The 26339-nt window shown below is 64.7% G+C and carries 18 protein-coding genes and 1 pseudogene; 7 read left to right on the top strand and 12 right to left on the bottom strand.

What is annotated here, in order from left to right; all coding sequences use genetic code 11:
- The first annotated feature begins 93 nt into the window (after positions 1-93).
- The 5 genes from IPM84_16595 to IPM84_16575 all read left to right on the top strand — a co-directional run bounded on the left by IPM84_16595 (position 94) and on the right by IPM84_16575 (position 10767).
- The gene (locus tag IPM84_16595; protein ID MBK9094355.1) at positions 94-3018 is read left to right on the top strand and encodes a hypothetical protein; all 2925 of its coding nucleotides are present in this window, start codon (positions 94-96) and stop codon (positions 3016-3018) included.
- The gene (locus IPM84_16590) at positions 2906-4468 is read left to right on the top strand and encodes a carboxypeptidase regulatory-like domain-containing protein (GenBank protein ID MBK9094354.1); all 1563 of its coding nucleotides are present in this window, start codon (positions 2906-2908) and stop codon (positions 4466-4468) included. Before IPM84_16595 ends, IPM84_16590 begins: the two co-directional genes overlap by 113 nt.
- Positions 4422-6953 carry a carboxypeptidase regulatory-like domain-containing protein gene (locus IPM84_16585; GenBank protein MBK9094353.1) on the top strand — a complete coding sequence of 844 codons (2532 nt, stop codon included), beginning with the start codon at positions 4422-4424 and terminating at the stop codon, positions 6951-6953. Before IPM84_16590 ends, IPM84_16585 begins: the two co-directional genes overlap by 47 nt.
- A gap of 159 nt (positions 6954-7112) precedes the next feature.
- Positions 7113-7847, top strand: a complete 735-nt coding sequence (locus tag IPM84_16580; protein MBK9094352.1) for a hypothetical protein — start codon at positions 7113-7115, stop codon at positions 7845-7847.
- A gap of 205 nt (positions 7848-8052) precedes the next feature.
- The gene (locus IPM84_16575; GenBank protein ID MBK9094351.1) at positions 8053-10767 is read left to right on the top strand and encodes a PAS domain S-box protein; all 2715 of its coding nucleotides are present in this window, start codon (positions 8053-8055) and stop codon (positions 10765-10767) included.
- Here IPM84_16575 and IPM84_16570 read toward each other — a convergent pair.
- Genes IPM84_16570 through IPM84_16560 form a run of 3 tightly spaced genes read right to left on the bottom strand, consistent with a single transcriptional unit; the run spans position 10764 to position 14762 of the window.
- A complete protein-coding gene (locus IPM84_16570) occupies positions 10764-13082 on the bottom strand; it encodes a glycosyltransferase family 39 protein (GenBank protein ID MBK9094350.1) in 2319 nt (772 codons plus the stop codon). The genes IPM84_16575 and IPM84_16570 overlap by 4 nt on opposite strands.
- 4 nt (positions 13083-13086) lie before the next feature.
- Positions 13087-13866 carry a glycosyltransferase family 2 protein gene (locus IPM84_16565; GenBank protein MBK9094349.1) on the bottom strand — a complete coding sequence of 260 codons (780 nt, stop codon included), beginning with the start codon at positions 13864-13866 and terminating at the stop codon, positions 13087-13089.
- Positions 13863-14762 carry an MBL fold metallo-hydrolase gene (locus tag IPM84_16560; GenBank protein MBK9094348.1) on the bottom strand — a complete coding sequence of 300 codons (900 nt, stop codon included), beginning with the start codon at positions 14760-14762 and terminating at the stop codon, positions 13863-13865. The genes IPM84_16565 and IPM84_16560 overlap by 4 nt, the downstream gene beginning before the upstream one ends.
- A gap of 74 nt (positions 14763-14836) precedes the next feature.
- Between IPM84_16560 and IPM84_16555 the strand changes: the two genes are divergently transcribed.
- Positions 14837-15091 carry a hypothetical protein gene (locus tag IPM84_16555; protein ID MBK9094347.1) on the top strand — a complete coding sequence of 85 codons (255 nt, stop codon included), beginning with the start codon at positions 14837-14839 and terminating at the stop codon, positions 15089-15091.
- 10 nt (positions 15092-15101) lie between these two features.
- On the opposite strand, the gene IPM84_16550 is transcribed toward IPM84_16555, so the two are convergent.
- The 4 genes from IPM84_16550 to ilvD all read right to left on the bottom strand — a co-directional run bounded on the left by IPM84_16550 (position 15102) and on the right by ilvD (position 19688).
- Entirely contained in the window at positions 15102-16130 is a 1029-nt protein-coding gene (locus IPM84_16550; GenBank protein MBK9094346.1) for a DUF4351 domain-containing protein, read from the bottom strand.
- A gap of 83 nt (positions 16131-16213) precedes the next feature.
- Positions 16214-16363: a hypothetical protein gene (locus IPM84_16545; GenBank protein ID MBK9094345.1), complete on the bottom strand. Its 150-nt coding sequence runs from the start codon at positions 16361-16363 to the stop codon at positions 16214-16216.
- Positions 16364-16403: 40 nt separating this feature from the next.
- Positions 16404-17888 carry a M1 family metallopeptidase gene (locus IPM84_16540; protein ID MBK9094344.1) on the bottom strand — a complete coding sequence of 495 codons (1485 nt, stop codon included), beginning with the start codon at positions 17886-17888 and terminating at the stop codon, positions 16404-16406.
- A gap of 60 nt (positions 17889-17948) precedes the next feature.
- The gene (gene ilvD / locus IPM84_16535; protein MBK9094343.1) at positions 17949-19688 is read right to left on the bottom strand and encodes a dihydroxy-acid dehydratase; all 1740 of its coding nucleotides are present in this window, start codon (positions 19686-19688) and stop codon (positions 17949-17951) included.
- Positions 19689-19810: 122 nt separating this feature from the next.
- On the opposite strand from ilvD, the gene IPM84_16530 reads away from it, so the two are divergent.
- Complete coding sequence (locus tag IPM84_16530) at positions 19811-20002, top strand: hypothetical protein (protein MBK9094342.1); 192 nt, start codon at positions 19811-19813, stop codon at positions 20000-20002.
- A 178-nt stretch (positions 20003-20180) separates the two neighbouring features.
- On the opposite strand, the gene IPM84_16525 is transcribed toward IPM84_16530, so the two are convergent.
- From IPM84_16525 to leuC, 5 genes and pseudogenes are all read right to left on the bottom strand, one after another.
- Complete coding sequence (locus IPM84_16525; protein MBK9094341.1) at positions 20181-21977, bottom strand: citramalate synthase; 1797 nt, start codon at positions 21975-21977, stop codon at positions 20181-20183.
- A 35-nt stretch (positions 21978-22012) separates the two neighbouring features.
- The gene (locus tag IPM84_16520) at positions 22013-22786 is read right to left on the bottom strand and encodes a TIGR01458 family HAD-type hydrolase (protein ID MBK9094340.1); all 774 of its coding nucleotides are present in this window, start codon (positions 22784-22786) and stop codon (positions 22013-22015) included.
- Positions 22783-23901, bottom strand: coding sequence for a 3-isopropylmalate dehydrogenase (gene leuB, locus IPM84_16515; GenBank protein MBK9094339.1), 1119 nt, complete (start codon positions 23899-23901; stop codon positions 22783-22785). The genes IPM84_16520 and leuB overlap by 4 nt, the downstream gene beginning before the upstream one ends.
- 436 nt (positions 23902-24337) lie before the next feature.
- Entirely contained in the window at positions 24338-24916 is a 579-nt protein-coding gene (gene leuD / locus IPM84_16510) for a 3-isopropylmalate dehydratase small subunit (protein MBK9094338.1), read from the bottom strand.
- A 12-nt stretch (positions 24917-24928) separates the two neighbouring features.
- Positions 24929-26336: pseudogene (leuC, locus tag IPM84_16505) on the bottom strand (3-isopropylmalate dehydratase large subunit).
- Positions 26337-26339 lie beyond the last annotated feature (3 nt).

Raw genomic sequence — 26339 nt, 5'->3', positions numbered from 1 at the left:
CGCTCGACACGACCACCGGCCTGTTTACGGCCAAGCCCAACACTGTCGCCAGCGTCGCTGACCCCATGCAAGGGCGAGTTCGGCGCCATCACCGTGGCCGACGTGGACGGCATCAGCTTCGACCCGGCCACCGGCGTTCTGTATGGCGTGAGCCGCCGCGAGGGTACGAACACCCAGCTCGACGTGTTGATCAAAATTGATCCGGTGACGGGCAAGCACATCAACAGCGCCTTCGGGACCGGCGTGGACTACATCAAGATCCGCACGGATCTGCTGGCGACCCCGCTCTACGAGATCGACGACATCAGCTTCGATCCGGTCAGCGGCTCGCTCTACGCCATCGCCAACGGCACCTCCGCCAGCCCGTCGGTGGGCGACCGGCTGGTGATCCTGAATAAGAGCACCGGAGCGGTCACGGACGTTGCCCGCGTCACTAAGTCCACTGGCGGCAACCTGGACGACGTGGAAGGCTTGAGCTTCTACGGCGATGGCGGCCTCTACGCCACCACCGGCTATCATGCCGCCACAGGCGACACCAATAAGCTGTGGGAGCTGGACAAAGACACGGCGATCGCGACTGAGGCGGCGGTCCTTGGCACCCAGTCCACGTACAACGACTACGAGGCCGTGGCCTGCCAGGGCGGCTCGCTCAGCACCGGCTCCACCCCCAGCAACCAGGTCGAGACCGCGCTCACCGCCAGCATCGGCGACCGCGTCTGGTCCGATGTGGACGGCGATGGCGTGCAGGATCCGGGCGAGCCGGGCCTGGGCGGCATCGAGGTGTGCGCCACGCCGACCGGGGGCGGCGCGGCGGTGTGTGACACCACCGACGCCTTCGGCAACTACCGCATCTACGGGCTGACCAACCTTGCCACTTACAACGTGGCGCTGACCCCCGCCACCATCCCGGACGGAACGACACCCACTTTCGTACCCCCGCAGCCGGTCACCGCCACCACGGCCGGCACCCTGACGGCTGACTTCGGCCTGCGCCCGCCCGGCACGGCCAGCATCGGCGACACGGTTTGGCTGGACGCCAACAACAACGGCAGCCTGGACGGCGCGGAGCAGGGGCTGCCCAACATCACGGTCAAGCTCTATATTGATCAGAACAACAACGGCGTCGTGGATGGCGGCGACACGCTGATCCAGACCCAAACCACCGACGCCTTTGGCAACTATCTGTTCGGCGGGCTGCATCCCGACGACTACCTGGTGGTCGTGGACACCGCCAGCTCGGTCACCTCGCCCTACGATGGGACGACCACCATCGCTGCGGCCATGGCCCCGACCACCGGCACGACTAACCCGCGCGACGTCACCATCACCACACCAGGCCAGGCCATTACGAACGCGGACTTTGGCTACAACTGGGGTGGCTCGATTGGCGACACCGTGTGGTTGGATACCAACCAGGATCAGGTGGTGGATCCGGGCGAAACCCGCCTGCAGGGCGCCACGGTGCTGCTCTACTTCGATGCCGACAACGACGGCGTGATTGATCCGTCTGAGTACGCGCCGGTTGCCTTCGTAGAAACCGATGTCAATGGCAACTACCTGTTCAGCCATCTGCCGCCGGGTAACTATCTGGTAGATGTCTACGAGGACAGCATCACGACCGATGGCGTGCGCGACATTGTATCCACGACGCCGGATGTGCGGGATGTGGACCTGAACCCCAGCCAGTCTGTGCTCACCGCGGACTTCGGCTACTACCTGGGCGCCAAGGTCGAAGGCAACGTCTTCTGGGACGAAAACCGCAACGCGCTGCTGGATCCCGGCGAGCAGGATGCACCACACCTACTGGAGAATGTCACGGTCAACATCACCTGCCTGGGCGCCGATGGACTTCCGGGCGGCGGCGATGACTTCGTGGGCAGCCAGTCCACCGACGCCAATGGCCACTTCTCGTTCATTGTGCCGCCGGGTCCCTGTACCGTGTCCTATGTCACCTCCGACCCGGACATCCCCGCGGCCCTCGGCGACCAGACCACACCTACCAGCTACACCTTTACCGCCCAGGCTGGCGAGGACTGGCACCCGTCGTTCGACTTCGGCGTGGATAACACCGCCGCGATCGGCGATACGATCTTCGTGGATGCCAACGGCAACGGCGTGCAGGATGGTGGCGAGCCTGGCTTGCCCAACGTAACCGTCTACCTGTACCAGGACGTAGGTGTTATCGGCGTCTACGAACCGGGCATTGATCTCTTCCTCGCCGCGGATGGCAGCGACGCCCAAGGCAAGTATCTCTTCGATGGGCTGCCCAACGGCAACTACCTGGTGCGCGTGAACACCCTCACGCTGCCCACCGACTACGCCGAAACCGCCGATCCCGACCAGCCGGGTGTCCCCTGCACCGTCTGTGACAACACCGCAGTCGCGGCGATCTCAGGCGGCAACGACCTCCTCACCCGGGACTTTGGCTACCAGTATCAGCCAGGCGGAATCCCCGCCTCTACCAACACCATTTCCGGCGTGCTCTGGAATGACCAGGACGGCGATGGCGTCCCCGATGTCGGCGAACCGATGCTCACCGGCGTCTCCGTCGTCGTAGACTGCGGCGCCAACGGAACCTTCCTCGCTACCACCGGCGCCCTTGTGCTCGGCCGCAACTGGTCCGTCGCCGGCGTGCCCGACGGTAGCAACTGCACGATCACCCCGGACCCAACGACCCTGCCGCTCGGTTATGACCCGACCACCGTGACCTCCCGCACCGTGACCAACGTCCAGACCGATGTCAGCAGCCAGAACTTTGGCTACTGGCTGCAGCCCAGCAGCCTCAGCGGCAAGGTCGTCGTCGGCACCGGCAACGGCCAGGCCGACCCAGGCGAGACGCCGCTCAGCGGTGTTACCGTCACCCTGCGCTTTGCCGGCGCGGACGGCATCCTCGGCACGGCCGACGATGTCCTGTCAGCCACGACGACTGACCCCACCGGCGTACACCTTCACCAACCTGCTCCCCGGCCTCTACCAGGTGGCAGAAACCAATCCCGCCGGCTACGTCAGCGTCGCTGACCGCGACTTCGGCAACCCCGACAACATCACCGTCGTTCTCGCCAGCAACCAGAACATCACCACCCGCGACTTCGAGGACACCCCCATCACCGGCGACGTTACCGGCGCCGTCTTCACCGACCTCGATGGCGACGGCGTTCCCGACCCCGGCGAGGCGCCGCTCAACGGCGTCACCCTCACCATCTACGGCCCCGGCGTAGATGGCATCCTCGGCACGCCCGACGACACCCTGGTGGGAACCACCACCACCAACGCCTCAGGCGTCTACACCTTCACCAACCTGCCGGTCGGCCCGTACCTGGTCGTCGAAACCGACCCGCCCGGCTACACCTCCACCACCCCCAACAGCGTGCCCGTCTTTGCCCCCCCCAGCGGTGTGGCCACTGCCAACTTCGGCGATCAACCGGCCGCCACCATCTCCGGCGTCGTCTTCGATGACAACAACGGTAATGGCGCCCAAGGCCCCTCCGAACCCGGCCTGGCCGGCGTCACGGTGCAGCTCATCAACCCCACCACCGGCGCCGTCGTCGCCACCACCACCACCAACCCCGACGGCTCCTATAGCTTCAGCGGCGTCGCGCCCGGCAGCTACATCGTGCGTGAAACCGACCCCGCCGGCTACACCAGCACCACCTCGAACAATGTGCCGGTCAGCGTGGCCTCCGGCGGCGCCGCAACGGCCAACTTCGGCGATCAGCAGCCGGCCACGGTGGTAGGCACGGTCTTCGCTGACCTCGACGGCGATGGAACCCAGGGCCCCGGCGAGAACGGGCTTCCCGGCGTCACCGTCGGCCTCTACGACAGCGGCGGCAGCCTGGTGACGACCACCACTACCGCGGCAGACGGTTCCTATCTGTTCAGCGGCGTCGCGCCTGGCGCGTACACGGTGCGTGAGACCGACCCGGCCGGCTACGTCAGCACGACCACCAATATCGTGCCCGTCAGCGTACCTGCGGGCGGCGTCGGCGTGGCAGACTTCGGCGATCAACCGCAGGGCACCATCTCCGGCGTGGTCTTCAACGACGCCAACGGCAACGGCGTTCAGGACCCCGGCGAGATCGGGCTGGCCGGCGTCACCGTAGACTTGGTGGATCCCACCACCGGATTGGTGGTGGCCTCGACCACGACCAACCCCGACGGCTCCTACACCTTCAGCGGCGTCACGCCCGGCGCCTATCTCGTTCGTGAGACCGACCCGGCCGGCTTTACCTCCACCACCCCCAACACCGTCCCTGTCAGCGTCGCCCCCGGCGGAAGCGCCAGCGCCAACTTCGGGGACCAACTGCAAGGCACGGTGGCCGGCACCGTCTTCGACGACTTCAACGGCAACGGGGTGCAGGACCCCGGCGAGAACGGCCTCGGCGGCGTCACCGTCGCCCTCTACAACGGCGGGGGCGACCCTGGTGGGTACCACCACCACCGCCGGCGATGGCTCTTACCTCTTCACTGACCCGGCCGGCTGGTCGAGCACCACCGCTAACGTCGTCCCGGTCAGCGTTCCCCCCGGCGGCTCCGCCAACGCCGACTTCGGCGATCAACTCCCCGGTACGATCTCCGGCGTCGTCTTCAACGATCTCGACGGAGACGGCGTACAAGACCCAGGCGAACCCGGGCTGGGCGGCGTCACCGTGCAACTGATTAACCCGACCACCGGCGCGGTGGTGGCGACCACCACCACGGCGGCCGATGGGTCCTACAGCTTCAGCGGCGTGGCCCCTGGCGCCTACATCGTGCGCGAAGTGGATCCCAGCGGCTTCACGTCAACCACCGCGAATACCGTGCCGGTCAGCGTCCCCGCGGGCGGCGCGGCCACGGCCAACTTCGGCGACCAACAGATTGGCAGCGTGGTAGGCACCGTCTTCAACGATGTCAACGGCAACGGGGTCCAGGACCCCGGCGAGAACGGCCTCGGCGGCGTCACCGTCGGTCTCTACGACAGCGGCGGCGTCCTGGTAACGACCACCACCACCGCTGGCGACGGATCTTACCTCTTCAGCGGCGTTGCGCCCGGCCCCTACACCGTGCGTGAGACCGACCCGGCCGGCTATGCCAGCACGACCACCAACATCGTCCCGGTCAGCGTCCCCCCCGGTGGCGCCGCCAGCGCCGACTTCGGCGACCGCCTGCCTGCCTCGGTGTCCGGCGTCGTCTATCAAGACGCCAACAACAACGGCAGCCAGGACCCCGGCGAAAATGGCCTGGGCGGGGTGACGGTTCAGCTCATTGACTCCACCACCGGCCTCGTCGTTGCTACCACGACCACGGCCGGCGACGGCTCCTACCTCTTCCTCAACGTCCCCCCCGGCAGCTACATCGTGCGCGAAACCGACCCCGTCGGCTTCACCTCCACGACGCCCAACGATGTGGGTGTCAGTGTGCCCTCCGGCGGCAGCGCCAGCGCCAACTTCGGCGACAACCTGCCCGGCAGTGTGGCGGGCACGGTCTTCGACGACATCGACGGCGACGGCGTGCAAGATCCAGGCGAGAATGGCCTGGGCGGCGTCACCGTCGGCCTCTACAGCAGCGGCGGCGCCCTGCTTGCCAGCACCACCACGTCTGGCGATGGCAGCTACCTCTTCACCAACGTCGCACCTGGCTCTTACTCGGTGCGCGAGACCGACCCCAGCGGCTGGTCGAGCACCACGTCCAACAACGTACCGGTGACGGTGCCAGCCGGCGGCCTCGGCCACGCCGACTTCGGCGACCAACTGATCGGCACGGTCAGCGGCGTCGTCTTCGATGACCTCAATGGCAATGGCGTCCAGGACCCCGGCGAACCCGGCCTGCCCGGCGTCACTGTCCAACTGATCAACCCGAGCACAGGCAGTGTGGTGGCTACGACTGTCACGGCCGGCGACGGCAGCTACATCTTCCGCAGCGTGACCCCGGGCGCGTACACCGTGCGTGAGACCGACCCGACCGGCTTCAACAGCACTACGCCGAACGACGTCTCCGTGTCGGTCCCGGCCGGCGGCGCCGCGGTAGCCAACTTCGGCGACCGCCAGGTGGGCACGGTCTCCGGCGTCGTCTTCAATGACATCAACGGCAACGGCAGCCAACAGGGAAGCGAGGCCGGTCTGGCCGGCGTCACCGTTGGCCTGTATGACGGCGGCAACAACCTGATCGCCACCACCACCACCGCCGGTAATGGCTCCTACCTCTTCCTCAACGTCCCCCCCGGCAGCTACAGCGTCCGTGAAACCGACCCGGCCGGCTTCCTGAGCACGACGCCCAACAGCGTCAACGTCACCGTCCCCGCCGGCGGCTCCGCCAGCGCCAACTTCGGCGATCAGATCATCGCCCTGGGCGCCGCCTCCCTCAGCGGCGTGGTCTACCTCGACTCGAACGGTAACGGCATCCGCGATCCCGCCGAAACCGTGGGCATCGCCGGGGCGCCGGTGACGATCTACGGCCCCAACGGTGTGATCATCACGCGCACCACCACCATCACCGGCTTCTACAGCGTCACCAACCTGCCCCCCGGTATCTACACGGTGACGATGCCCAACACGCTCAACTCCCCCACCGCGGTGCTGAGCTCTCCGAGTCAACTCAACGCCACCCTGGCCGTGGGTGAGAATCGCACCGGCCTTGACTTCGGCTACGTGTTGCCCACCGGCTTCACCATCGTCAGCTTCACGGCCCAATGGCAGGGCGATGTGGTCGTCGTCCGCTGGATCGCCATCAACGAAGGCGCCCTCGCCGGCTACCACATCTACCGCTCAACCGACCCCGACGGCTCAGACCTGGTGCGCGTGACGCAGCAGATGGTGCCGGTCGCGGGCGGCACGTATCAGATCAACGATACCACCGCCGTGCGCGGGCAACCCTACTGGTACTGGGTGCAGACTCAGCCCGATGAGCTGCTGATAGGACCTTACCCCCTGACCGTCAGCAGTAAAGTTTTCATCCCCGTCATGCGTAAGCATCGCTAACGCAAGGCGGCGCAGTTCGTCATAGCGCCGCTCGCCAGACAAACCTCCGTGGCAAAGTTGCCACGGAGGTTTTTTGTTTCAAGCCAGCACACAATGTCTTTTGGCCTTCTCATGCGTCATTATGCGTATCGAGACCGAATACTGAATTGAGGACCAGCCATGTTTTCTTTCGACGACGAAAAACCGACGATTACCTATGGCTATCGGTTCAGCTTGGGAAACGGCGCAGAACGTGAGTTCAAGGTGGAACTTGACCGGGCCAGCTTGAGTGTGGTCCCTACGCCAATGGAATCCTACCCCGCTTGGACGGCGCTCACCAGTCACCAATGCGCAGGTTGTCCCCTCAAACCAGAGCAACACCCGCGCTGCCCTATCGCCGCCAACCTGGTGGAGATCGTAGATTTTTTCAAGGACGCCGCGTCCTATGACAAGGCCGTCGTAGAAATCTCCAGTGAGGCCAGAAACTACGTGAAGGAAACCCCGCTGCAACGCGGCATCAGTTCGCTGCTCGGCATTTACATGGTGACGAGTGGCTGTCCTGTCATGGAAAAACTCAAGCCGATGGTGGCGATTCATCTGCCCTTTGCCACCGCGCAAGAGACCACCTATCGTGTCACCTCGATGTATCTGTTGGCGCAATTCTTCATTGCCCGCCGCGGCGGACAGCCAGATTGGAGCCTGGAAAACCTGCCCCGGGTTTACGATGACATCCGCATGGTCAACCGTGGATTCGTCAATCGCCTGCTGGCCGCGGGCGTGCAAGATGCCAGCATCAACGCCATCATCCTGCTCGACACGTTTGCCAGTTATGTACACTATCCCGGCGCAGATTCACCGCTCGGTGAGATCGTCGGGCAAATGGAAGCGCTGTTTCACGCCTACATGCCCCCATGAGCCTGTTTCTGAGTTGACGCGGCACAACGTCGCATGGCGCTGAACCACCGCGCATAAAAATGCGCTTGGCAGGCCGCCGCCGCTTACCCAATTGCCAAAAATCTGCTATACTGCCACCGGTCACCCGCAGGCAGGGACATCACATCTTGGACACATCGCGCCTGAACAGTAGGGTTATGGCCTGACTGTTGACCGGGAGCCTGTCATGAATTTCTGGGATTTGGGTTTACACGTCTCTCTCCTATTCGTCTCGGCCCTCATCGCCGGGGTGCTGGTACGCGTGGCCTGGCGCCGCCGCCCCGCGGCCGGAGCCACTGCCATCGCCGTCCTCATGCTGGCCGTTGGCGAATGGTCCTTGGCGACCATCGGCGAATTGCTTGCCAGCGGGCTGGCGGCCAAATTCTTCTGGATCAAGGTTGAGTTCATCGGCGTCGTGGTCATTCCCCTGGCCTGGCTGGCCTTCACCCTGGCCTACACCGGCGCCTCTGCCTGGCTGACCCCGCGCCGCTTTGCCTTCATGGCGTTGATCCCTTTGCTCACGCTGGTGTTGGTCTGGACAAACGATCTGCACCATCTCGTCTACGCCGCTTACCGCCTGGACACCAGTCGGGACCTCGCGCTGGTCAATCCAACCTACGGCGTCTGGTTTTGGGTCTACATCGCCTACACTTACCTCTTTCTGATCGTCGGCACCCTCATGGTCTGGCGCGGGGTCTATCGGTCTCCCAGCATCTATCGCGGTCAGGCCGCGGCCATCACCATTGCTGCCGGCCTGCCCTGGCTTACCAACCTGATATATGTTCTGAACCTCAGCCCCTGGCCCAATCTCGATCCTACCCCGGTCAGTCTGACGCTCACCGGCCTGGCGGTGATCTTGAGCCTTTACCGCTATCGCCTGCTGGATCTGGCGCCGGTGGCACGCGATGAGCTGCTCGAGAACATGATTGATGGGGTGCTCGTCCTCGATCTGCACGACCGCGTGGTGGACATCAACCGCACCGCGCTCAGCATGATGCAGCATACGGAGCGCGAGGTCATCGGCCAACCGATGCTGCGCTTCCTGGGGGGCCAACCTGGGCTGGTCGCACGCTATCGCACCGTGATGGAGACGCATGAAGAGATTACCCTGGGTTCGGGTCTCAATCAGCGCTTTTTCGATCTGCGCATCTCCCCGTTGAAGGACCGGCGCGGCCACACGACCGGTCGCCTGGTCTTTCTGCGCAACATCAGCGAACGCAAGCGCGTCGAACATCTCCTCTCGCAGAGTGAGCAGCGCTACCAAACCCTCGTCGAGAACGTACCTATTGGCGTTTTTCGCTGCACCCTCGGCCAGCAGGGCAGCCTGTTGATGGCGAACCGGGCCTTCCTGGCGATGTGCGGGCTGAACGAAGCAGAGATAGAGCGCGCCGCTATGACCAGCCTGTTGGCCGCGCCCGCAGCCTGGGCCCAGATCGCCGACCGGGTGGCAGCGCAGGGCCGCGTAGAAGGCGCGGAAGCTCAACTGCGCCGGCCGGATGGCAGTCGCATCTGGATCTCCCTCACCGCCACCCCGACGATTTTCGGAGGGGACGCCGGCGCCGCCGGCGCCCCCGCTGGTCTGGACTGCACGGCGCAGGACATCAGCGACAGTAAACAGCGCACACTGGAGCGCGAAGCCATCCTGGCGATTAGCGAGAGTGTACGCGCCGCGCCGACCCGCGCGGCGATGCTGCCCGTGATCCTGGAGCAGATGATGGCGCTGGTGGACGCGGAAGGGGCCACGCTGGTGCTGCGCGATCCGGTGAGCACAGAACTGGTGGTTGAGGCGGCTGGCGGACGCTGGGAAGGCGCAGGGGGGGAACGGGCGTTGGGGTCTGACAGTGTTACGGCTGCGGTGATGGCGAGACAGGAGCCCTATCTCGCTGCAGCCGGCGTTCATGCCTGGCCGCTGCCGGGCGCGGTGCAGGCGACGCCGCTGGCCGTGGCCTGTATGCCGCTGCTGGTGGACGCGGACGCGATTGGCGCGCTGTGGGCTGGCCGGCCCCATGCGTTCGGTGAGGGCGATGTGCGCATTCTGACCGCGGTGGCGAACATCGCGGCGAGCGCGATTCAGCGCACCTCACTGTACGAAGAGGTGCAGCGCTATGCCGGTGAGTTGGAGCAGCGGGTGGCGGCACGCACGGCTGAGCTGCAGGCGGCGAACGAGGGGCTGAAAGAACTCGACCGCCTCAAGACCAAATTCGTTTCCAATGTTTCGCACGAACTGCGCATGCCGTTGGCCAACATCAAGCTCTATTTGAATCTGCTCAGTCGGGAACGAGAGGAGCACTGGCAGCGCAATCTGCAGGTCATCGCGCGCGAGACTCACGTTCTGAGTCAGTTGATCGAGGACCTGCTCGATCTCTCGCGCTTGGACATGGGCAAGACGCCATTGGCGTTGGGGCCGATGAATCTGAATGACCTGGTCGAAGATCTGGTCGAGCAGCGGGCCGGCCTGCTGGAAGAACGCGGCCTGCAGCTGCGCGCGGAACTGGACGAAGCGCTGCCGCTGGCGCTGGGGGACCGACAGATGCTGATGCAGGTGGCGACCAACCTGATGGCGAACGCGATGAATTACACGCCAAGCGGCGGTCAGGTGATGATGCGCACCTGGGTGCAACGGGAAACTGAGCAAATCTGGGTTGTTCTGACGGTCAGTGACACGGGCTGTGGGATGAGCGAGGAAGATCAGCGGCGCCTGTTCGAGCGCTTTTACCGCGGTGAGGCGGCACGGCAGACACAGGCGCCAGGGAGCGGCCTGGGGCTGGCTATTTGCCAGGAGATTGTGGAACGGCACGGCGGGCGCATCAGTGTTGCGAGCGCCGTGGGGCAGGGCAGCACCTTCAGCGTGAGGCTGCGGCCGGCCGCCGCGGCAGGGGGCGGATGGGCAGAGCTGGCCTAACGGCTGACTACGCGCAGTCCTCCCATCAAGAGACGGTCGGCGCCCTCAGCGCCCGGCGCAGACACCAAGCTCAGACGATCGAAATCGGGCTGGGTGTAGAGTCCGATCTCCAGTTGGTAGACGCCCGGCCGCGCCTGCGCTGACACGGCGAGCGTATGCGTGTCGGTGATGATGTCGCCGGCAGCCCAAGCCCTGGTCGCGGGCTGCGGGACGCCATCATGCCCCCCGAAGGTCTGCCAGTCACTGCCCTGCGTCAACGACCCCCCAGGATTGGGGGCTGGAGGGCCGAGGAGATGAACGAAGGTGGTGTAATCACTGGCGACCGGGCCGCGTGCCTGCCAGTAGAGAGTCACGGTCAGCGGTTCGCCGGGAAGCAGCAGGCGGCTGCTCAGGCTGTACCCGACCAGAGTGATATGATCCAAGAAAGCGATGTCCATGGCGTTTGGCGCTGCGCCCGCCTGCGGAACGAGCGCCACCGCTCCGAAAATCAGACTATCAGCCGCCACGCGGCTGTCCGCACCAGGGACCATGAGCATGACCGGCAACCGCTGACCGGTCGCGTGATCGTACAAGCCGACCGCCCAATGGGCCTGATCGGGCGTGTAAGTCGTGGCCGGTATGTGTACCTGGTAAGCCTCGGTGTAGGTCTGGCCGGGCGTCCATTGACTGGTGGGCAAGAGACCGGCGCCGGGCATGGTGTCGGTCTGCGCGACGGTCAGGCCGTCATTGCTGACCAGGTGAATGAAGATGGAATAGTCACGGGCGTTCGGCGCCAGCGCCCGCCAGCGCACCGTCACGGTGGCCACGTCACCGGGCTGCACCTGGCCGGATGTCGCGGCCACCCCTTCGATGGCAAAAGCCGTGCCCAGGTTGACCTGCAGCGCCGCCAGGTTTGCCGCCCCGATCGAGGGCGGAGGGCGGTAGGCAGGCGCGATGAGGGCGAAAGGGGTGAGCGCGGAGAGCAGAAAGAGTCCACTTGCCACCAGCCATCCCAGGCGGCCATGCAGACCGCGCAGGCCCATCAGCAGCAGCAGGCCGAGGGTGGGCGCGGCCGGGAAGAAGTAGCGCCCCTGCGCCGCCGGCGCGATCACCATGAAACGCAGCCAGGAGAAGATCAAGAGCGCCAGCCAGAGCATGAGCAGGAAAGAGGGTAAGAGTGAGGGCAGAAAAGTCGCTGGCCTGTTCGGCGCGACCGCGGAGGGCTTTCGACTCGCCGCCAGGGCCTGCCAGAGCGCCAGCAGCAGCCCCAGGCCGATCACGATCTCCAGACCCCGCAGCGCTGTGTACACCCAGGTCGGATAGGGCAGGTTGAGCCAGCCAAAGAGACCCCAGAAGGAGCGCTCCAGGCTCTGCATCTCACCCAGGATGGTGCGCCAGTCGGCCGGGGCGACGCGCAGGAGGATGTTGGCCTGCCAGATGTTCCAGGCGAGCGGGTCGCGATAGAGCAGCCAGTTGCGCACGAACCACCAGCCGCTGATCGCCACGGCCGGCGCGGCCAGGGCCAGTCCGCCGGCGATCAGCGTGCGCCCGCTGCGCCGGCGCCAGGCGACGATCAGCAGCGCCAGGCCGGTCACCGCGACGAGGCCCAGGCTGCTGAGCTTGGTGAGCAGCGCCAGGCCAAGCAGGATGCCCAGAATGACGAACGGCTTGAGGCGGAGAGCGGTCGTCTGCCCAACAGGGGCAGCCACCAGATGAACCACGCGCCAGAGCACGAGCGCGGCGAGCGCGTTGATGGCGTTATCATTGCTGGCCGCGGCGCTGATGAAGACGAACTGGGGAATGAAGGCCACCAGCGCGGCGCCGAGCAGGGCGGGTTGCGCGCCCACGATCAGCGCCAGGGTCTGATACGTAGCCCAGATCGCCAGGGCGCCCAGCAAAATCGAAAAGAAGCGCACGAGGTGCAGCGCCAGGATGCTGCCGCGCCAGGGCCAGGCCTCGCCGGGGCCGGACCGATCGGTGTCATGATGGATCAGATAGTTGCGGTTGGCGACCGCGTCCGGCTGGCCAATGGCGGCGTGTGGATTGGCGCGGGCGTAGAGGGCCGGGAAGTCGCTCTGATCCACCCAGGCGGTCAGGCCGGCGGCCGCCAGGTAATACAGCGGCGACTGCACCCCCTGCTGGCGCCACAGCGCCGTCGTCTGCGGCGCAGAAACCGGCAGCCCCTGGCCGCTGGCGAGGTGCTGAACGAAGGCCATGTGCCAGACCTCGTCCGGCGCCTCGAAGGCCGGCGTCGTCACGCTGTAGATCCCGGCCACCAGCACGAACAGGAGTAGAATCACAGCCAGCCCGCGGCGCGGCTCAACGCTGAAGATCATACGCTCACGCCCCGACCCGCCGGGCCTGGCGTCGGGGTGGGCGCCAGAGGAACAGGTAATAGAGCCAACTGGTTACGTAACGCGGGGCCACGTCCTTGACACGAAAATTAGAAACCCCATTCGCCCGCACGTATTCATGCGTGGGCACTTCGATCAGGTGGTAGCCGCGGCGCACCGTTTTGATGACCATCTCCTGCTCGATGGTGGTGATGTTCTCGCGCAGATCGAGCGCCAGGGCCACGTCACGACGGATGGCCCGAAAACCGTTCTGACAATCGGTCAGACGCACGTTCTGCGTGTAGTTGATACTCAGGGTGATGACCTGACTGCCGAGAAGACGCACGCCCTGGTGCAGGGTGGCGTGCAGTTCATCGCTGCCGCCCAACATGCGCGAGCCAGAAACATGATCGGCCAGGCCCTGGCAGATCGGGTTGACCAGCGCCGGAATGTCGGCCGGGTCGTGCGAGCCGTCCGCGTCAATGAAGACCAGGATATCGCCGCTGGCCTCCTGGATACCCTGGCGAATGGCCGCGCCCTTGCCCTGTCCACTGTCCAGGATGACCCGCGCGCCCAGGGCCGCGGCGATGTCGCGGGTGGCATCGCGGCTGTGACCGTCCAGCACCAGCAGTTCATCGGCGTAGGGCAGAGCCAGTTCCAGCACCGGGCGGATGTTGGCTTCTTCGTTGCGCGCGGGCACGATGACGCTGATGCGCTGTTGGCCTGTGCGTTCGATGATCGTGGGCCGACGCAGCGCAGGATACCAGGCAGGCAGAACGTAGGTCACGGCAGCTCCTGGGCCTTGCGCCAGTAGCGGAGCAGGCCGTCCACCGACATGAACGAGGGAATGACCAAATCGTAGAGACTGGCGCCGGTGGCCTCGCCGTCGTCGGCCGCGGTCTGCTCTTCCAGCCAGGGGCCGAAGGCGGCCACGATGGCATCACGCTCCTGCCCGGCCTGCTGTTGAGCCAGCACCCAGGCGGCCGTCTTGTCCAGGTTGGCATCCACCAGGGCCAGGTGCTGGGGCACGTCTGTGACTGGCCCGAAGTGCGTGAGGTAGAGGCGACGCAGCGCGAGGCGGCGCAGGCGCTCCACGGAGCGATGCCAGGCCGGCACGTCAATCTCCGGCGGCGGGGTGGGCAAGCGCACGTGGCGGTAACCGGGCAGGCGCGCCGCGGCCACATCGCCGGTAAAGCACACGTCCTCGACCTGGTAGGCCATGTGATGCCAGGCGTGACCGGGCGTGTCATGCGCCACGATCTGCACAGCGCCGAGGGCGATCACATCGCCATCGTGCAGCGCATGCACCTGCGCCGGCGGGATCGGCCAGACCTGCCCCCACAGCGGCACCATCTGCGCGCCGTAGATGCGGCTGGCGCTGGCCCACAAGCGGGAAGGATCAATGACGTGCGCTGCGCCGACGTGATGCACGTAAACCGGCGCGCCGTGCTGCGCCATCCAGCCCGCCGCGCCGGCATGATCCAGATGAATGTGCGTGACCAGGACATGGGTCACATCGGCCGGGCGCAAGCCCAGGCCGGCCAGCCCGGCCTCCAGGGCGCGGACCGTGGAGCCGGGGCCGGTTTCGATCATCACCACGGCGTCGCCGCCGCGCAAGATGTAGCTGGCGATGGCATGCGCCACACCCTGAAAGGTCACATCAATCGTATCAAGTTGCCACATGGTACTCCTGCCCTGATCTGAAAATCACGCCAACTCGTAGGTCACGCCTCCGGCGTGACGACATCCTCTGCCGCATGACTTGCTTCCCCGCGTCAGCGCCATCCCATAAAGAAGCCGGCGCTACCTGGCCGACGCCGCGCCGCTTCACCGGGCAGGTGCTGGACGAGGCGGCGGGCGGCACGGTAAGCCTCAACCTGACGGGGCTGGCGCAGGAGTGGATGCGTAGCTACGTCGGCAACCGGAGCGAGGAACACAAGGAGGCGGCAGGAACCATCGCGTCTACTTCAACCGCCTTCTTGCCGGCCGCCGCCTCGCTTTCACTGAAGTGACAGTGTGCGGCTACTGCGTCGTGTAACGGGTAAACCAGCGCTGCAAGTCGGCTGGCTCGGCGAAATCCAGCAGGTCGTCGGCCAGCCGGTCGAGCATCGTAACGGAGAGCGAGCGGATGCGCTGCTCGTCCTCTTTGGACAACACGCCCAAGCGCCGTGCCAACTGACGCTGCACCGTGGCCGCCCGTCCGGAAAGCTCGCCTTGTAGCACGCCCTGCTGCACGCCCTGCTGCACGCCCTGCTGCACGCCCTGCTGCACGCCTTCCAACAGCCCAGCCTGCCGGCCGCGCTCCATGGCGCGACGCTCCATTGAACTCAGATACTCCATTTTGTGTTCCTCCTGATACTCGCCCACTCGCCGGTCATATTCCAACTCTAGTTCCTCGGGCAGCAACATCACCCAATCTATGAAACGATACAGGCTGCTGATCTGTTGGCGCTTGTAGCCTCGTTCGAACAAACGGCGTGTAAGCCCAAATTTCCAGTCCAGTCGAGCGTATGGATCAGCGGCCGTCGCCCGCACGCCCGCGTGCGCCATCACCACCAGGGCAAAGGGGTTGGACTCTTCCTCCAGCGCCGGCAGGTCCTCCTCGTAGTCCAGCAACTTGGCCGTGCTGAAGCGCAGCACCAACTCGGTGCCCAGCAGCTCATCGCGGAACTCAGCCGGCCGCCACGATGGATCGCCGTCCGCCAGGACGCCAAAGGTGGCGCAACGAGCGCCGAAGCGGTCGCGGATGCGGTAGTGGTAGACGAACATGCGCTCCGGGAAGCCAGAGGCTGGCTGCGTTTGCACCTCCACATGCACCAGCACCCACTGCTCCTGGCCATCCTTGAGCTGCACCTTAACCAGCTTGTCCACTATCCGCCGGCCCAGCGCGGCATCCTGAGTGATCTTCTGGAGCTCTTTGTCCAGGAATTCGTGCCCGGCTCGCCAGTTGATCTGGGCGTGGGCGCTGGGAAAGAAGAAGGCCATGAATTCCTCGAATTGCAGGTCGAGGATGTCTTTCCACGGCGAATCGTAGTCCTGCTGGTCGGCCATTGTACGCTCCTTATCTCCCGGTTGACTGTAATTGTACACCTTCTTGCCCTTTTCGCCAACCGGTCAGCGTATACGTCCGATTTTCATTCGAGCCGGACAATCAATCGCCCTCTACTCAACGCTAACGGATAGTGAGCCTGCCTGCGCGCAGGCTGCAGCCGCAAGGCGCCCAGAATGCCGGCGCCGAGCGCGGCGAGCGCCAGGGTGGGGCGAATGCCCAGTGCTGGCGCCATAACCCCGCCCAGCGAGACGGGGGTTGGTCCAAGAGTTGCATCATCTATACACCTGCTGCTGGCCGATGTGGACAAGTAGAGGCGGGGTGGGGTTCGTCAGCCAGGCGTTGAGCAGCGCTTCCACGCCCGGCTGGCCGCTGACCTCGACAGCCGTGGCGCTAAAATCGGCCGTGCTGGCGACGCCGCCGGCGAAGCGCTCGTAATAGGTGCGCAGAATCTGGAAGAAAACCGCGTCGCCCACGGTCAAGCGTAGCGCGTGCAGGGTGCATGCACCGCGCTGGTAGGTGGCGGCGGTGAACATGCCGGCCGGCTGCTGCGGCAACACGGGGCCGACGCGCCGCGAGACCAGGCCCGCGTAGGCCTGTTGCACCGTCGCGTCGAACGCCGGGCGCCCCTCTGTCTCTTCCTGCCATAGCCACTGAAAATAGGTCGCGAAGCCTTCATTGAGCCATACGTCTTGCCATGTCGCCGGGCTGACGCTGTTGCCGAACCATTCGTGCATCAGTTCATGAAAAACTTCGGCCTCATCCGCGCCGTCCGCGCCGTAGGTGGACAGGGTCTGCGTTTCCAACGCCCAACCGGTGGACACAGGCAGCAGCGCCACGCCATAGGCGTCGAAGGGATAGGGGCCAAAGCGCTCCGTCATGAACTGCATCATCTGTGGGATACGCGCGAACCTGGCCTTGACCGTGTCCGGCGTGCGCAGTGGGAAATAGTAGCGCAACGTGACCCCGCCTGGGCCGGTGGCCGTCACCACCTCGTAGCGTCCAACATGCACCGTCGCCAGGTAGGTTGCCATGGGGTCGGTCATCTGCCAGACGAAGGTGGTTGAGCTGCCGGCGTCTTGGGTGTCGGCCAGAACGCCGTTGGCCGCGACCTGGTAGGGCTTGGGAACCTGGACGCGGAAGGTGAAGGTGGCTTTGTCGGCCGGGTGGTTGTTGCTGGGGAACCAATTCATCGCGCCCGACGGTTCGCTGACCACCGCAATGCCTTGCTCGAATCGCTGCCAGCCCAACGGCACGAACGGTACCCCTGGGTCGCGAATCGGCTGCGGCTCACCGCGATAGGCGACCGTGACCGTCAGCCGCGCGCCCGCGGCCAGGGGCTGTGGTGGCGTGATCGTGGTTTCGCTGCCCTGCCGCCGGTAGTCCGCAGACTGCCCATTCACCGTGACGCGGGTGATAGTCAAGCCGCTGAAATCCAGGTTGAACGCGCTGAGCGGCTGCGTCGCGTGGGCCGTGATGGTTGTGACCCCGTCCAGCATGTTGCGGGCGACATCCACGGTCAGGTCAATGGTGTAGTGCTGCACATCGTAGCCGCCATTGCCCAGCGCCGGGTACAGAGGATCGCCCAGCCCGGCCGCGCCCGCGGGCGCGGCCAGCGTGGCCCCAGGGGCTGGCGGGATTTCGGTGACCGCGGTGGTCGGCGCCGGGGCGGTTTGCGGCTGGCAGGCGGCCGCCCATAGCGCAAGGCCCAGCAACGCCAGCAAACGAATCAGTCCGAAACGCCACGCGCAGTGTGCCATCAGTGTACCCCTTATGATGACAGACTTCCAAAGTCTTGAATGCCTCGGAAGTCTGTCATTTTACCACGCGTAGACGGCGCCCTGGCTGCCTGAGGTGACCATGCGCGCGTAGCGCCGCAGGACATTCGGCAGATCGGGTCGAATTAGCGGCTGCCAGGACGCGCGGCGCGCCGCCAGTTCCCCTTCTGTCAACTCCACGTCCAGGCGCCGGTTGGGGATGTCAACCGTTATCATGTCGCCATCGCGCAGCAGGGCGATGGGGCCGCCGGCCGCGGCTTCCGGGCTGATGTGACCGACGCAGGCGCCGCGCGTGCCGCCGCTGAAGCGCCCATCGGTGATCAGCGCCACGCGGCCGCCCAGCCCCATGCCGGCAATCTGGCTGGTGGGCGCCAGCATCTCCTGCATACCCGGCCCGCCCTTCGGCCCTTCGTAGCGGATGACCACCACGTGCCCGGGCTTGACCTTGCCCCCCAGGATACCGCTGACCGCCTCTTCCTGCGAGTCGAAGCAGAGCGCGGGGCCGCGATGCCGCATCTGCTCCGGCACAACGCCGGCCGTCTTGATGACCGAGCCTTCGGGCGCCAGGTTGCCGAAGAGAATAGCCAGGCCGCCGGTCTCACTGTAGGGGTTCTCCAGGGTGCGGATGCAGTCGCGATCCTGACTGGCCTGATCAGCGATATTTTCGCCCAACGACCGCCCGGTGACAGTCCTGGCGTCCAGGTGCAGCGCGCCCGGCTTGCGGCTCAACTCGTACATGATGGCGCTGACGCCGCCGGCCCGATCCACGTCCTCCATATGATAGGCGCTGCTGGGGCTGACCTTGCACAGGGTGGGTACCCGCGCCGAAACCTCGTTGAAACGCGCGATGGGGTAATCCACGCCAGCCTCATGGGCCAGGGCCAGGACGTGCAGCACCGTGTTGGTGGAGCCGCCCATGGCCACATCGAGGGCCATCGCGTTGTCAATCGCGTCGGCGGTCACGATGTCGCGCGGCTTGAGATCGAGGTCAATCAAGGTCAGCAACTGACGGGCCGCCTGGCGCGCCAATTCCTCGCGCCGCGGGTCAACAGCCAGGATGGTGCCATTGCCCGGCAGTGCCATGCCCAACGCCTCGCACAGGCAGTTCATCGAGTTGGCGGTGAACATGCCGGAGCAAGAGCCGCAGGTGGGGCAGCCGAAATCCTCCAGCTCCTTCAGTTCGGCCTCGTTGATGACGCCCGCCTTGAACGCACCGACCCCCTCGAACACGCTGATCAGGTCAACCACTTTGCCAGTGCTGGTGACGCCGGCCTTCATCGGGCCGCCGCTGATGAAGATCGTCGGCACGTTCACGCGCATCGCGGCCATTAACATGCCGGGCGTGATCTTGTCACAGTTCGGGATGCAGATCAGGCCATCGAACCAGTGCGCGGCCACCATCGTTTCCACGCTGTCCGCGATGATCTCACGGCTGGGCAGGCTGTACTTCATGCCGGCGTGCCCCATGGCGATGCCATCATCCACGCCGATGGTGTTGAACATGAAAGGCACGCCCCCCGCCTCACGAATGGCGCGGCGCACCACCTCGCCAAAGGCCTGCAAGTGTACATGCCCCGGCACGATATCTACATACGAGTTGGCAATGGCGATGAACGGCTTGCCCATATCCGCGTCGGTGACCCCAGTGGCCTTGAGCAACGCACGGTGCGGCGCCCGCTCGAACCCTACCTTGATCATGTCAGAGCGCCGCGGGCGACGCTGACTGGTTGGCCCACCGGCGGGGTCGGCGGGCGTGGAATCTTGGCGTCCATTTGGTGTCATGAGGAAATATCCTGTTCTCGAGAATAATGAGGGGTTAAGGGACTCAGGGTCTGCTTGACAAATTCGACTTTTTGACGATAATACGACATGACGCAATGCGTCATAAGATCAAGGAGGTGACTATGGATTTGCGAGACCTGATGCCAGGGATGACCGTGCGTGTGCGTGCAGGCCACCCCTTGGCGGGCCTGTTCGGGACAGTCGTCCGTGTCAAGCCGACCCATGTGTGGGTTCTACTATCCAATGGGCACCAGACCCCGCTGCTCATCAGTGAAATTGAGTTGGTTGACGACCCCCAGCTTGCCCTGGCCTGACCCGCCACCGTCGTCGTGACCGCCACATTCAACGCAAAGTCGCAAGGACGCGAAGGGCGCAAAGCAAGATCAACAAAGCCTTTGCGTCTCTACGTCCTTGCGTCCTCGCGTTAAAACCCATGTTTCTTGCCCCGTTCCCCCATACTTGGGGGCCAGGGGGCCGTCCGTATCTTCCCGATCACCCGGGGTGCGCCCCTACAAATTGAGACCCATAGCCCGCCAGCAAAACGTACTCCACGGAATCAGCCAGCGCCTGCCAGCTCGCCTCGATGATATTCGAACTGGCGCCCACCGTGCTCCAGGTATGCAGGTCGGGGCGATGTTGTCCGGCCTGATTGACCTCAGGGGACCCATCACCTTGAGCATCCTGCGGCCGGAAGGCTGAATCAATCTGCACACGCACCTGCGCGGCCGTGGCCGACTGGCTGTCCAGAATGCGCACCTTGTAATCACGCAGATGAACGTCCACCAACTGCGGGTAGATCGGTAGCAGCGCCTTGCGCAGCGCCTTGTCCAGCGCGTTGACCGGGCCATTGCCCTCGGCCGCCGTATGGAACACCTCGCGCCCCACGCGCACCTTCAGGGTGGCCTCCGCCACCAGGTCAGCCACATACCGGGGGTCATGGCTGCCCCCGTTGGCGTGCTGTCCCGACTCCACTATGCCGGCCGCGGAGCGTTCCAACGCCCACGGCGTTTGCTCTGCAAGTGCTGTGGCGTCGGCACTGGCGGGCGCACGCCGATGCTCGACCACCACCTTGTAGCGTTCCAGCACAAACGGGGGCCGATAGTCTGGTTGAATGCGGCGCAGCATCAAATCCACCGACCCTTCAGCGCCCTCGAAGCTGTAGCCCTGGTTCTCCAACTCCTTGATGCGAGCCAATACCTGGCGCTCCTGCTCACGGTTCAGGCTGTCCAGGCCGAACTCCACGCGTTTGACCGCGATGTTGTCCTTGCCGCTCAGCTCGCTGACCAGGATGCGCTTCTGATTGCCCACCACGGTCGGGTCAATGTGCTGATAGCTGCGCTCCACCTTGACGACCGCGTTGACATGCGTTCCACCCTTGTGCGCAAAGGCGCTCATGCCCACATAGGGCTGGCGATGATTGGGCACCAGGTTTGCCAACTCAGAGACAAAATTACTTACTTCTGTCAACTTCATCAGGTGACCGGGCGGCAGACAGGCATATCCCATCTTCAATTCGAGATCAGCCAGGATGCTGATCAGATTGGCGTTGCCACAGCGTTCGCCGTAGCCGTTGATGGTGCCCTGGACGTGCGTGCAGCCGGCGCGAATGGCCGCCAACGAGTTCGCCACCCCCACGCCGCCATCGTTGTGCGCATGAATTCCGAGCACCACCCCGGCGCCCACTTGCGGGAAACGGGCCTGCACCAGTTTCACCGCCTCCTCAATTTCCCAGGGCAGGCGGCCGCCGTTGGTGTCGCACAGGACCAGCGCGGCTGCGCCCGCATCCAGCGCGGCCTGCAGCGTCGCCAGGGCATATTCACGATTGGCAACCAGACCATCGAAGAAATGCTCTGCGTCATACACGACCTCACGCGCTTGGCCGTGCAAATGGCAAACGCTATCCGCAATCATGCGCAGGTTCTCGGGCAGTGTCGTGCGCAGCACCTCGAGTACGTGCAGGTCCCAGGTCTTGCCAAAGATCGTCACCACCGGCGTGTTCGCCTCAAGCAGCAACTGAATCTGGCTATCGTCGGCCGCGGCCGTGTCTGCCTTGCAGGTGCTGCCAAAAGCCGCCAGGCGGGCGTGGGTCAGGTGCAGGTCCTGACGTGCGTGCTGAAAAAACTCAATATCCTTAGGGTTCGAGCCGGGCCACCCGCCTTCGATATAATGCACGCCGAATTCGTCCAACTTGCGCGCCACGCGCAACTTGTCATTCGATGTAAAATTGACCGCTTCCCCCTGCGTCCCATCACGCAGCGTGGTGTCATAAACGAGAACTTGGTTAGCCATGAGCGTTCCTCGAAGGTGGGGGGAATGGTGGGCGATCAGAGATCGCGTACGTCGGCCAGTGAATTGAAAACATAGTCCGGCCAGATTCCTTTGGCCAGGTCTTCAGGGCGGAACTTGCCGGTTTTGACCAGCGCGCCGAGCATGCCTGCATTGCGGGCGCCGGCTACATCCACATCAATGTCATCACCGATCATGGCAATCCGCTCCGGCGCCAGGCCGAGCATGCCGATGGCCTGCTCGAAAAATGCCCGTTCGGGTTTGCCCATCACCAGTGCGTAGCGTCCGGTGGCAAATTCCAGAGCCGTCACGAACGGGCCGGAATCGAGGCGCAGGCCATCGGCTGCTCGCCAGTAGCGGCTCTTGCCGAGCGCGATGAAGCCCACATTTTTCTCCAGCAACAGACGAAAGGCGTGATTGAGCTTCGGGAACGACCAGGCATCCCCCAGGTCGCCAACCACAACGAAGGCGGGGTTATCAGCATCCTGGTGAATGCCCTCGAATTCGGACAGGGCGTCGTCCAGCACCAGTAGATGGGCGCTGGCGCCGCGCGTGCGCAAGTAATGCGCCGCGACCGAGACCGGGTTGAGGATGTCGCCCTCCTCAGCCTGCACGCCAAAGCTGCGCAAACGCGCGGCCAGGCTGGCGCGGCTGCGCATGGTGCTGTTGGTGACAAAACGCAGGGGCACGCCGCGCGCCCGCAGCCAGACGAGGGTCTCGCCGGCGCCGGGGAGCAGTTGGTCATACTGATAAACTGTCCCGTCCAGGTCAATGAGCAGGGCGTCCACATGCTTCAGAATACTGGCCGTCATACGTTGTCCTTGCGCCGCAGCGCGTCCATCACCTGGTTTCCCATCGCTTCAGTGCCCAGGCAAAAATCTGGTTTGGCCGCTCCGGCAATATCACCGGTACGATAACCGGCCGTCAACACCGCAGCCACGGCCTGTTCGATCGCCAGCGCGGCATCTTCCAGGCCCAGGGAGTGGCGCACAAGCATCGCCGCGCTCAAAATGGCGCCGAGGGGGTTGGCAACGCCCTGGCCGGCAATGTCGGGCGCCGAGCCATGAATCGGCTCGTAGAGTCCCCGCGGCAAGCCGAACGGGTTGAGATCAGCGCCTACGGACGCCGACGGCAGCATGCCCATGGAGCCAGAAAGCATGGAGGCCTCGTCGGTCAGGATGTCGCCGAACAGGTTTTCGGTAACGATCACATCGAAGGTGGCCGGCCGCCGGATCAAGTGCATCGCGGCCGCGTCCACCAGCAGATGATCGAAGATCAAGCCCGGGAACTCACGCGCCACCACCTCGGTCGCCACGCGCCGCCACAGGCGCGAACTGGCCAGCACATTGGCCTTGTCCACCGACGTGAGCTTACCCCGCCGGCTCTGCGCCGCGCGGGCTGCCACGCGCACCACGCGCTCGATCTCTGGTCGCGTATAGATCATGGTGTCGAAGGCGGTTTCCACCCCGGCGGCGTCGAGCTGCGCCTCCTGCCGCGGGCCAAAATAGGCGCCGCCGGTCAGTTCGCGCACCACCAGCAGATCCACGCCTGCCAGGGTTTCCGGCTTGAGAGTGCTGGCGCCGATCAATGCCGGCGCCACCGCAACCGGTCTCAGGTTGGCAAACAGCCCCAACGCCTTACGCAACCCCAGCAGCCCCTGCTCCGGTCGCACCGCCGCCTGCGGATTATCCCAGCGTGGGCCGCCCACCGCGCCCAGCAGCACCGCATCAGCCGCCGCGGCCAGGCGCAGAGTCGCTTCCGGCAGGGCGCTCCCCGTCGCGTCGATGGCACAGCCGCCCAACAGCGCCGGCTCGAACTCGAACGACTGTCCGTACCGTTCTCCCACCGTGCGCAAAACCCGAACAGCCTGCCCCGTCACCTCCGGCCCAATCCCGTCACCACCCAGGACCGTAATTTTAGCGTGCAATGTGTTCCCTCCCTTGTGATTGCCGATTGCCGATTGCCCATTGCCGATTGCCCATTGCCGATTGCCCATTGCCGATTGCCCATTGCCGATTGCCGATTGCCGATTGCCGATTGCCCATTGCCGATTGCCGATTGCCGATTGCCGATTGCCGATTGCCCATTGCCGATTGCCGATTGCCGATTGCCGATTGCCGATTGCCGATTGCCGATTGCCGATTGCCGATCTCTCTGAACTCCGCTCTGCACTTTGCACTTTGCACTTTGCCCTCTCTGCACTTTGCACTTTGCACTTTGCACTTTGCCCTCTCTGCACTTTGCACTTTGCACTTTGCACTTTGCCCTCTCTGCACTTTGCACTTTGCACTTTGCACTTTGCCCTCTCTGCCCTCTGCTCTCTGCTCTCCGCTCTGCACTTTGCACTTTGCACTTTGCACTACTCAGCGTTCCTCATACGCCGCAATGTGACCTTCCTGCCGCAGGAGGTAGCTCAGATCGTCCAGCCCCTCCAGCAGGCACACTTTCCGGTACGGATCAATGGTGAAGCTGTAGACCTGGTCGTCCATGGTGACGGTTTGGCTCGGCAAATCCACCCGGATCAGGGTGGATGGCACTTCCTCCACGCGATCGAACAGTTCGCTCAGGTCGGCCGGCTGCAGGAGCACAGGCAGCAGGCCATTCTTCAGGCTGTTATTATAGAAGATATCGGCAAAATACGACGAAATCACGGCCACGAAACCGGCGTCCATGATGGCCCACGGCGCGTGCTCGCGTGAACTGCCGCAGCCAAAATTGCGTCCGGCCAACAACAGCGTCGCGTCCGCGTGCTGCGGCTGGTTGAGCGGAAAATCGGGCCGCGGCTGCCCATCGGCGTCGAGGCGCCAATCGGCAAACAAGCCCTTGCCCAAGCCGGTGCGCGTCACGGTGGTCAGGTAGCGCGCCGGGATGATCTGATCCGTATCCACGTTTTCGGCACGCAGCGGGCAGGCCGTGGCCGTGACTGAACTGAACTTATTCATGGGTCCCCGCTTTCACAGAATATCGCGCACATCGCCCACGCAGCCATGCAGGGCTGCAGCCGCCGCCATGATGGGGCTCATCAGGAGCGTGCGCGCCCTTGCCCTGGCGCCCCTCGAAGTTACGATTGCTGGTGCTGGCGCAGTACTTGCCGGCCGGCACCTTGTCCTCATTCATCGCCAGGCACATACTGCAGCCCGCGCCGCGCCACTCGAAGCCGGCCTCGCTGAAGATGCGATCCAGCCCCTGCGCCTCGGCCGCCTGCTTGATCCACTTGGAGCCGGGCACCACCAGCGCGACCACGCCATCCGCCACGCGGCGCCCTTTGACGACCGCCGCGGCCGCCTGCAAATCTTCCAGGCGTGAATTGGTGCAACTGCCGATAAAGACATAGTCCACCGGCTGACCGGCCAGCGACTGCCGCGGTTTCAGTCCCATGTAAGCCAGGGCTTTGGTCAAATTTGCACGATCCTCTGCGCTCTCCAGCTCAGCGGGATCAGGAATGCGTTCGCTGATGCCCAAAACCATGCCCGGATTGGTGCCATACGTCACCATCGGCTCCAACTGCGAACCGTGCAGCGTCACCTCCCGATCGAACACAGCATCGGCGTCGCTGACCAGGTCCTGCCAGCGTGCCACGGCCCGCTCGAAATCGGCGCCCTGCGGCGCAAGCGGGCGGCCGGCCAGGTAGGCAAACGTCGTCTCATCCGGCGCGATCATGCCGGCCCGCGCCCCGCCTTCGATGCTCATGTTGCAGATCGTCATGCGCTGTTCCATCGAAAGGCTGCGGATGAGTGCGCCGCGGTACTCGAAAACGTGTCCCGTGCCGCCGCCCACGCCGACCTGACGGATGATCGCGAGGATGATGTCTTTGGCCGTGACGCCAGGCGCCAGCGTGCCCTCCACATTGATGGCGAAGGTTTTTGGTTTGGACTGCAACAGGCACTGGGTCGCCAAAACGTAGCCGACCTCGCTGGTGCCGATGCCAAAGGCCAGCGCGCCAAACGCGCCATGCGTGGAGGTGTGACTGTCACCGCACACAATCGTCATCCCCGGCTGTGTGATGCCTAGCTCCGGGCCGATGACATGCACGATGCCCTGCGTTTCACTCTCGATATCGAACAAGGTCACGCCGAACTCCGCGCAGTTCTCGCGCAGCGTGCGCACCTGGTGCGCGGCGTCGGCCGGCCACAGGGCTATGTCCATCATTCTCATCGGCCGTGTGGGGATCGCATGATCCATCGTGGCAAAGGTCCGCTCTGGCCGGCGCACCCGCAAGCCCCGCTGGCGCAGCATGGCAAAAGCCTGCGGCGAGGTCACCTCATGCACCAGGTGCGCATCCACATACAGCACGGCCGGCGCTCCTGGATCCTGCACCACCACATGGCGATTCCAAACCTTCTCGAACAATGTTTGTCCCATGTA

Origin of the sequence: Candidatus Amarolinea dominans, assembly GCA_016719785.1 — a bacterium.
Lineage (GTDB): Bacteria > Chloroflexota > Anaerolineae > SSC4 > Amarolineaceae > Amarolinea > Amarolinea dominans.
Note: the sequence above shows the minus strand (reverse complement) of the source record. Positions and strands in the feature narration are given on the sequence as shown.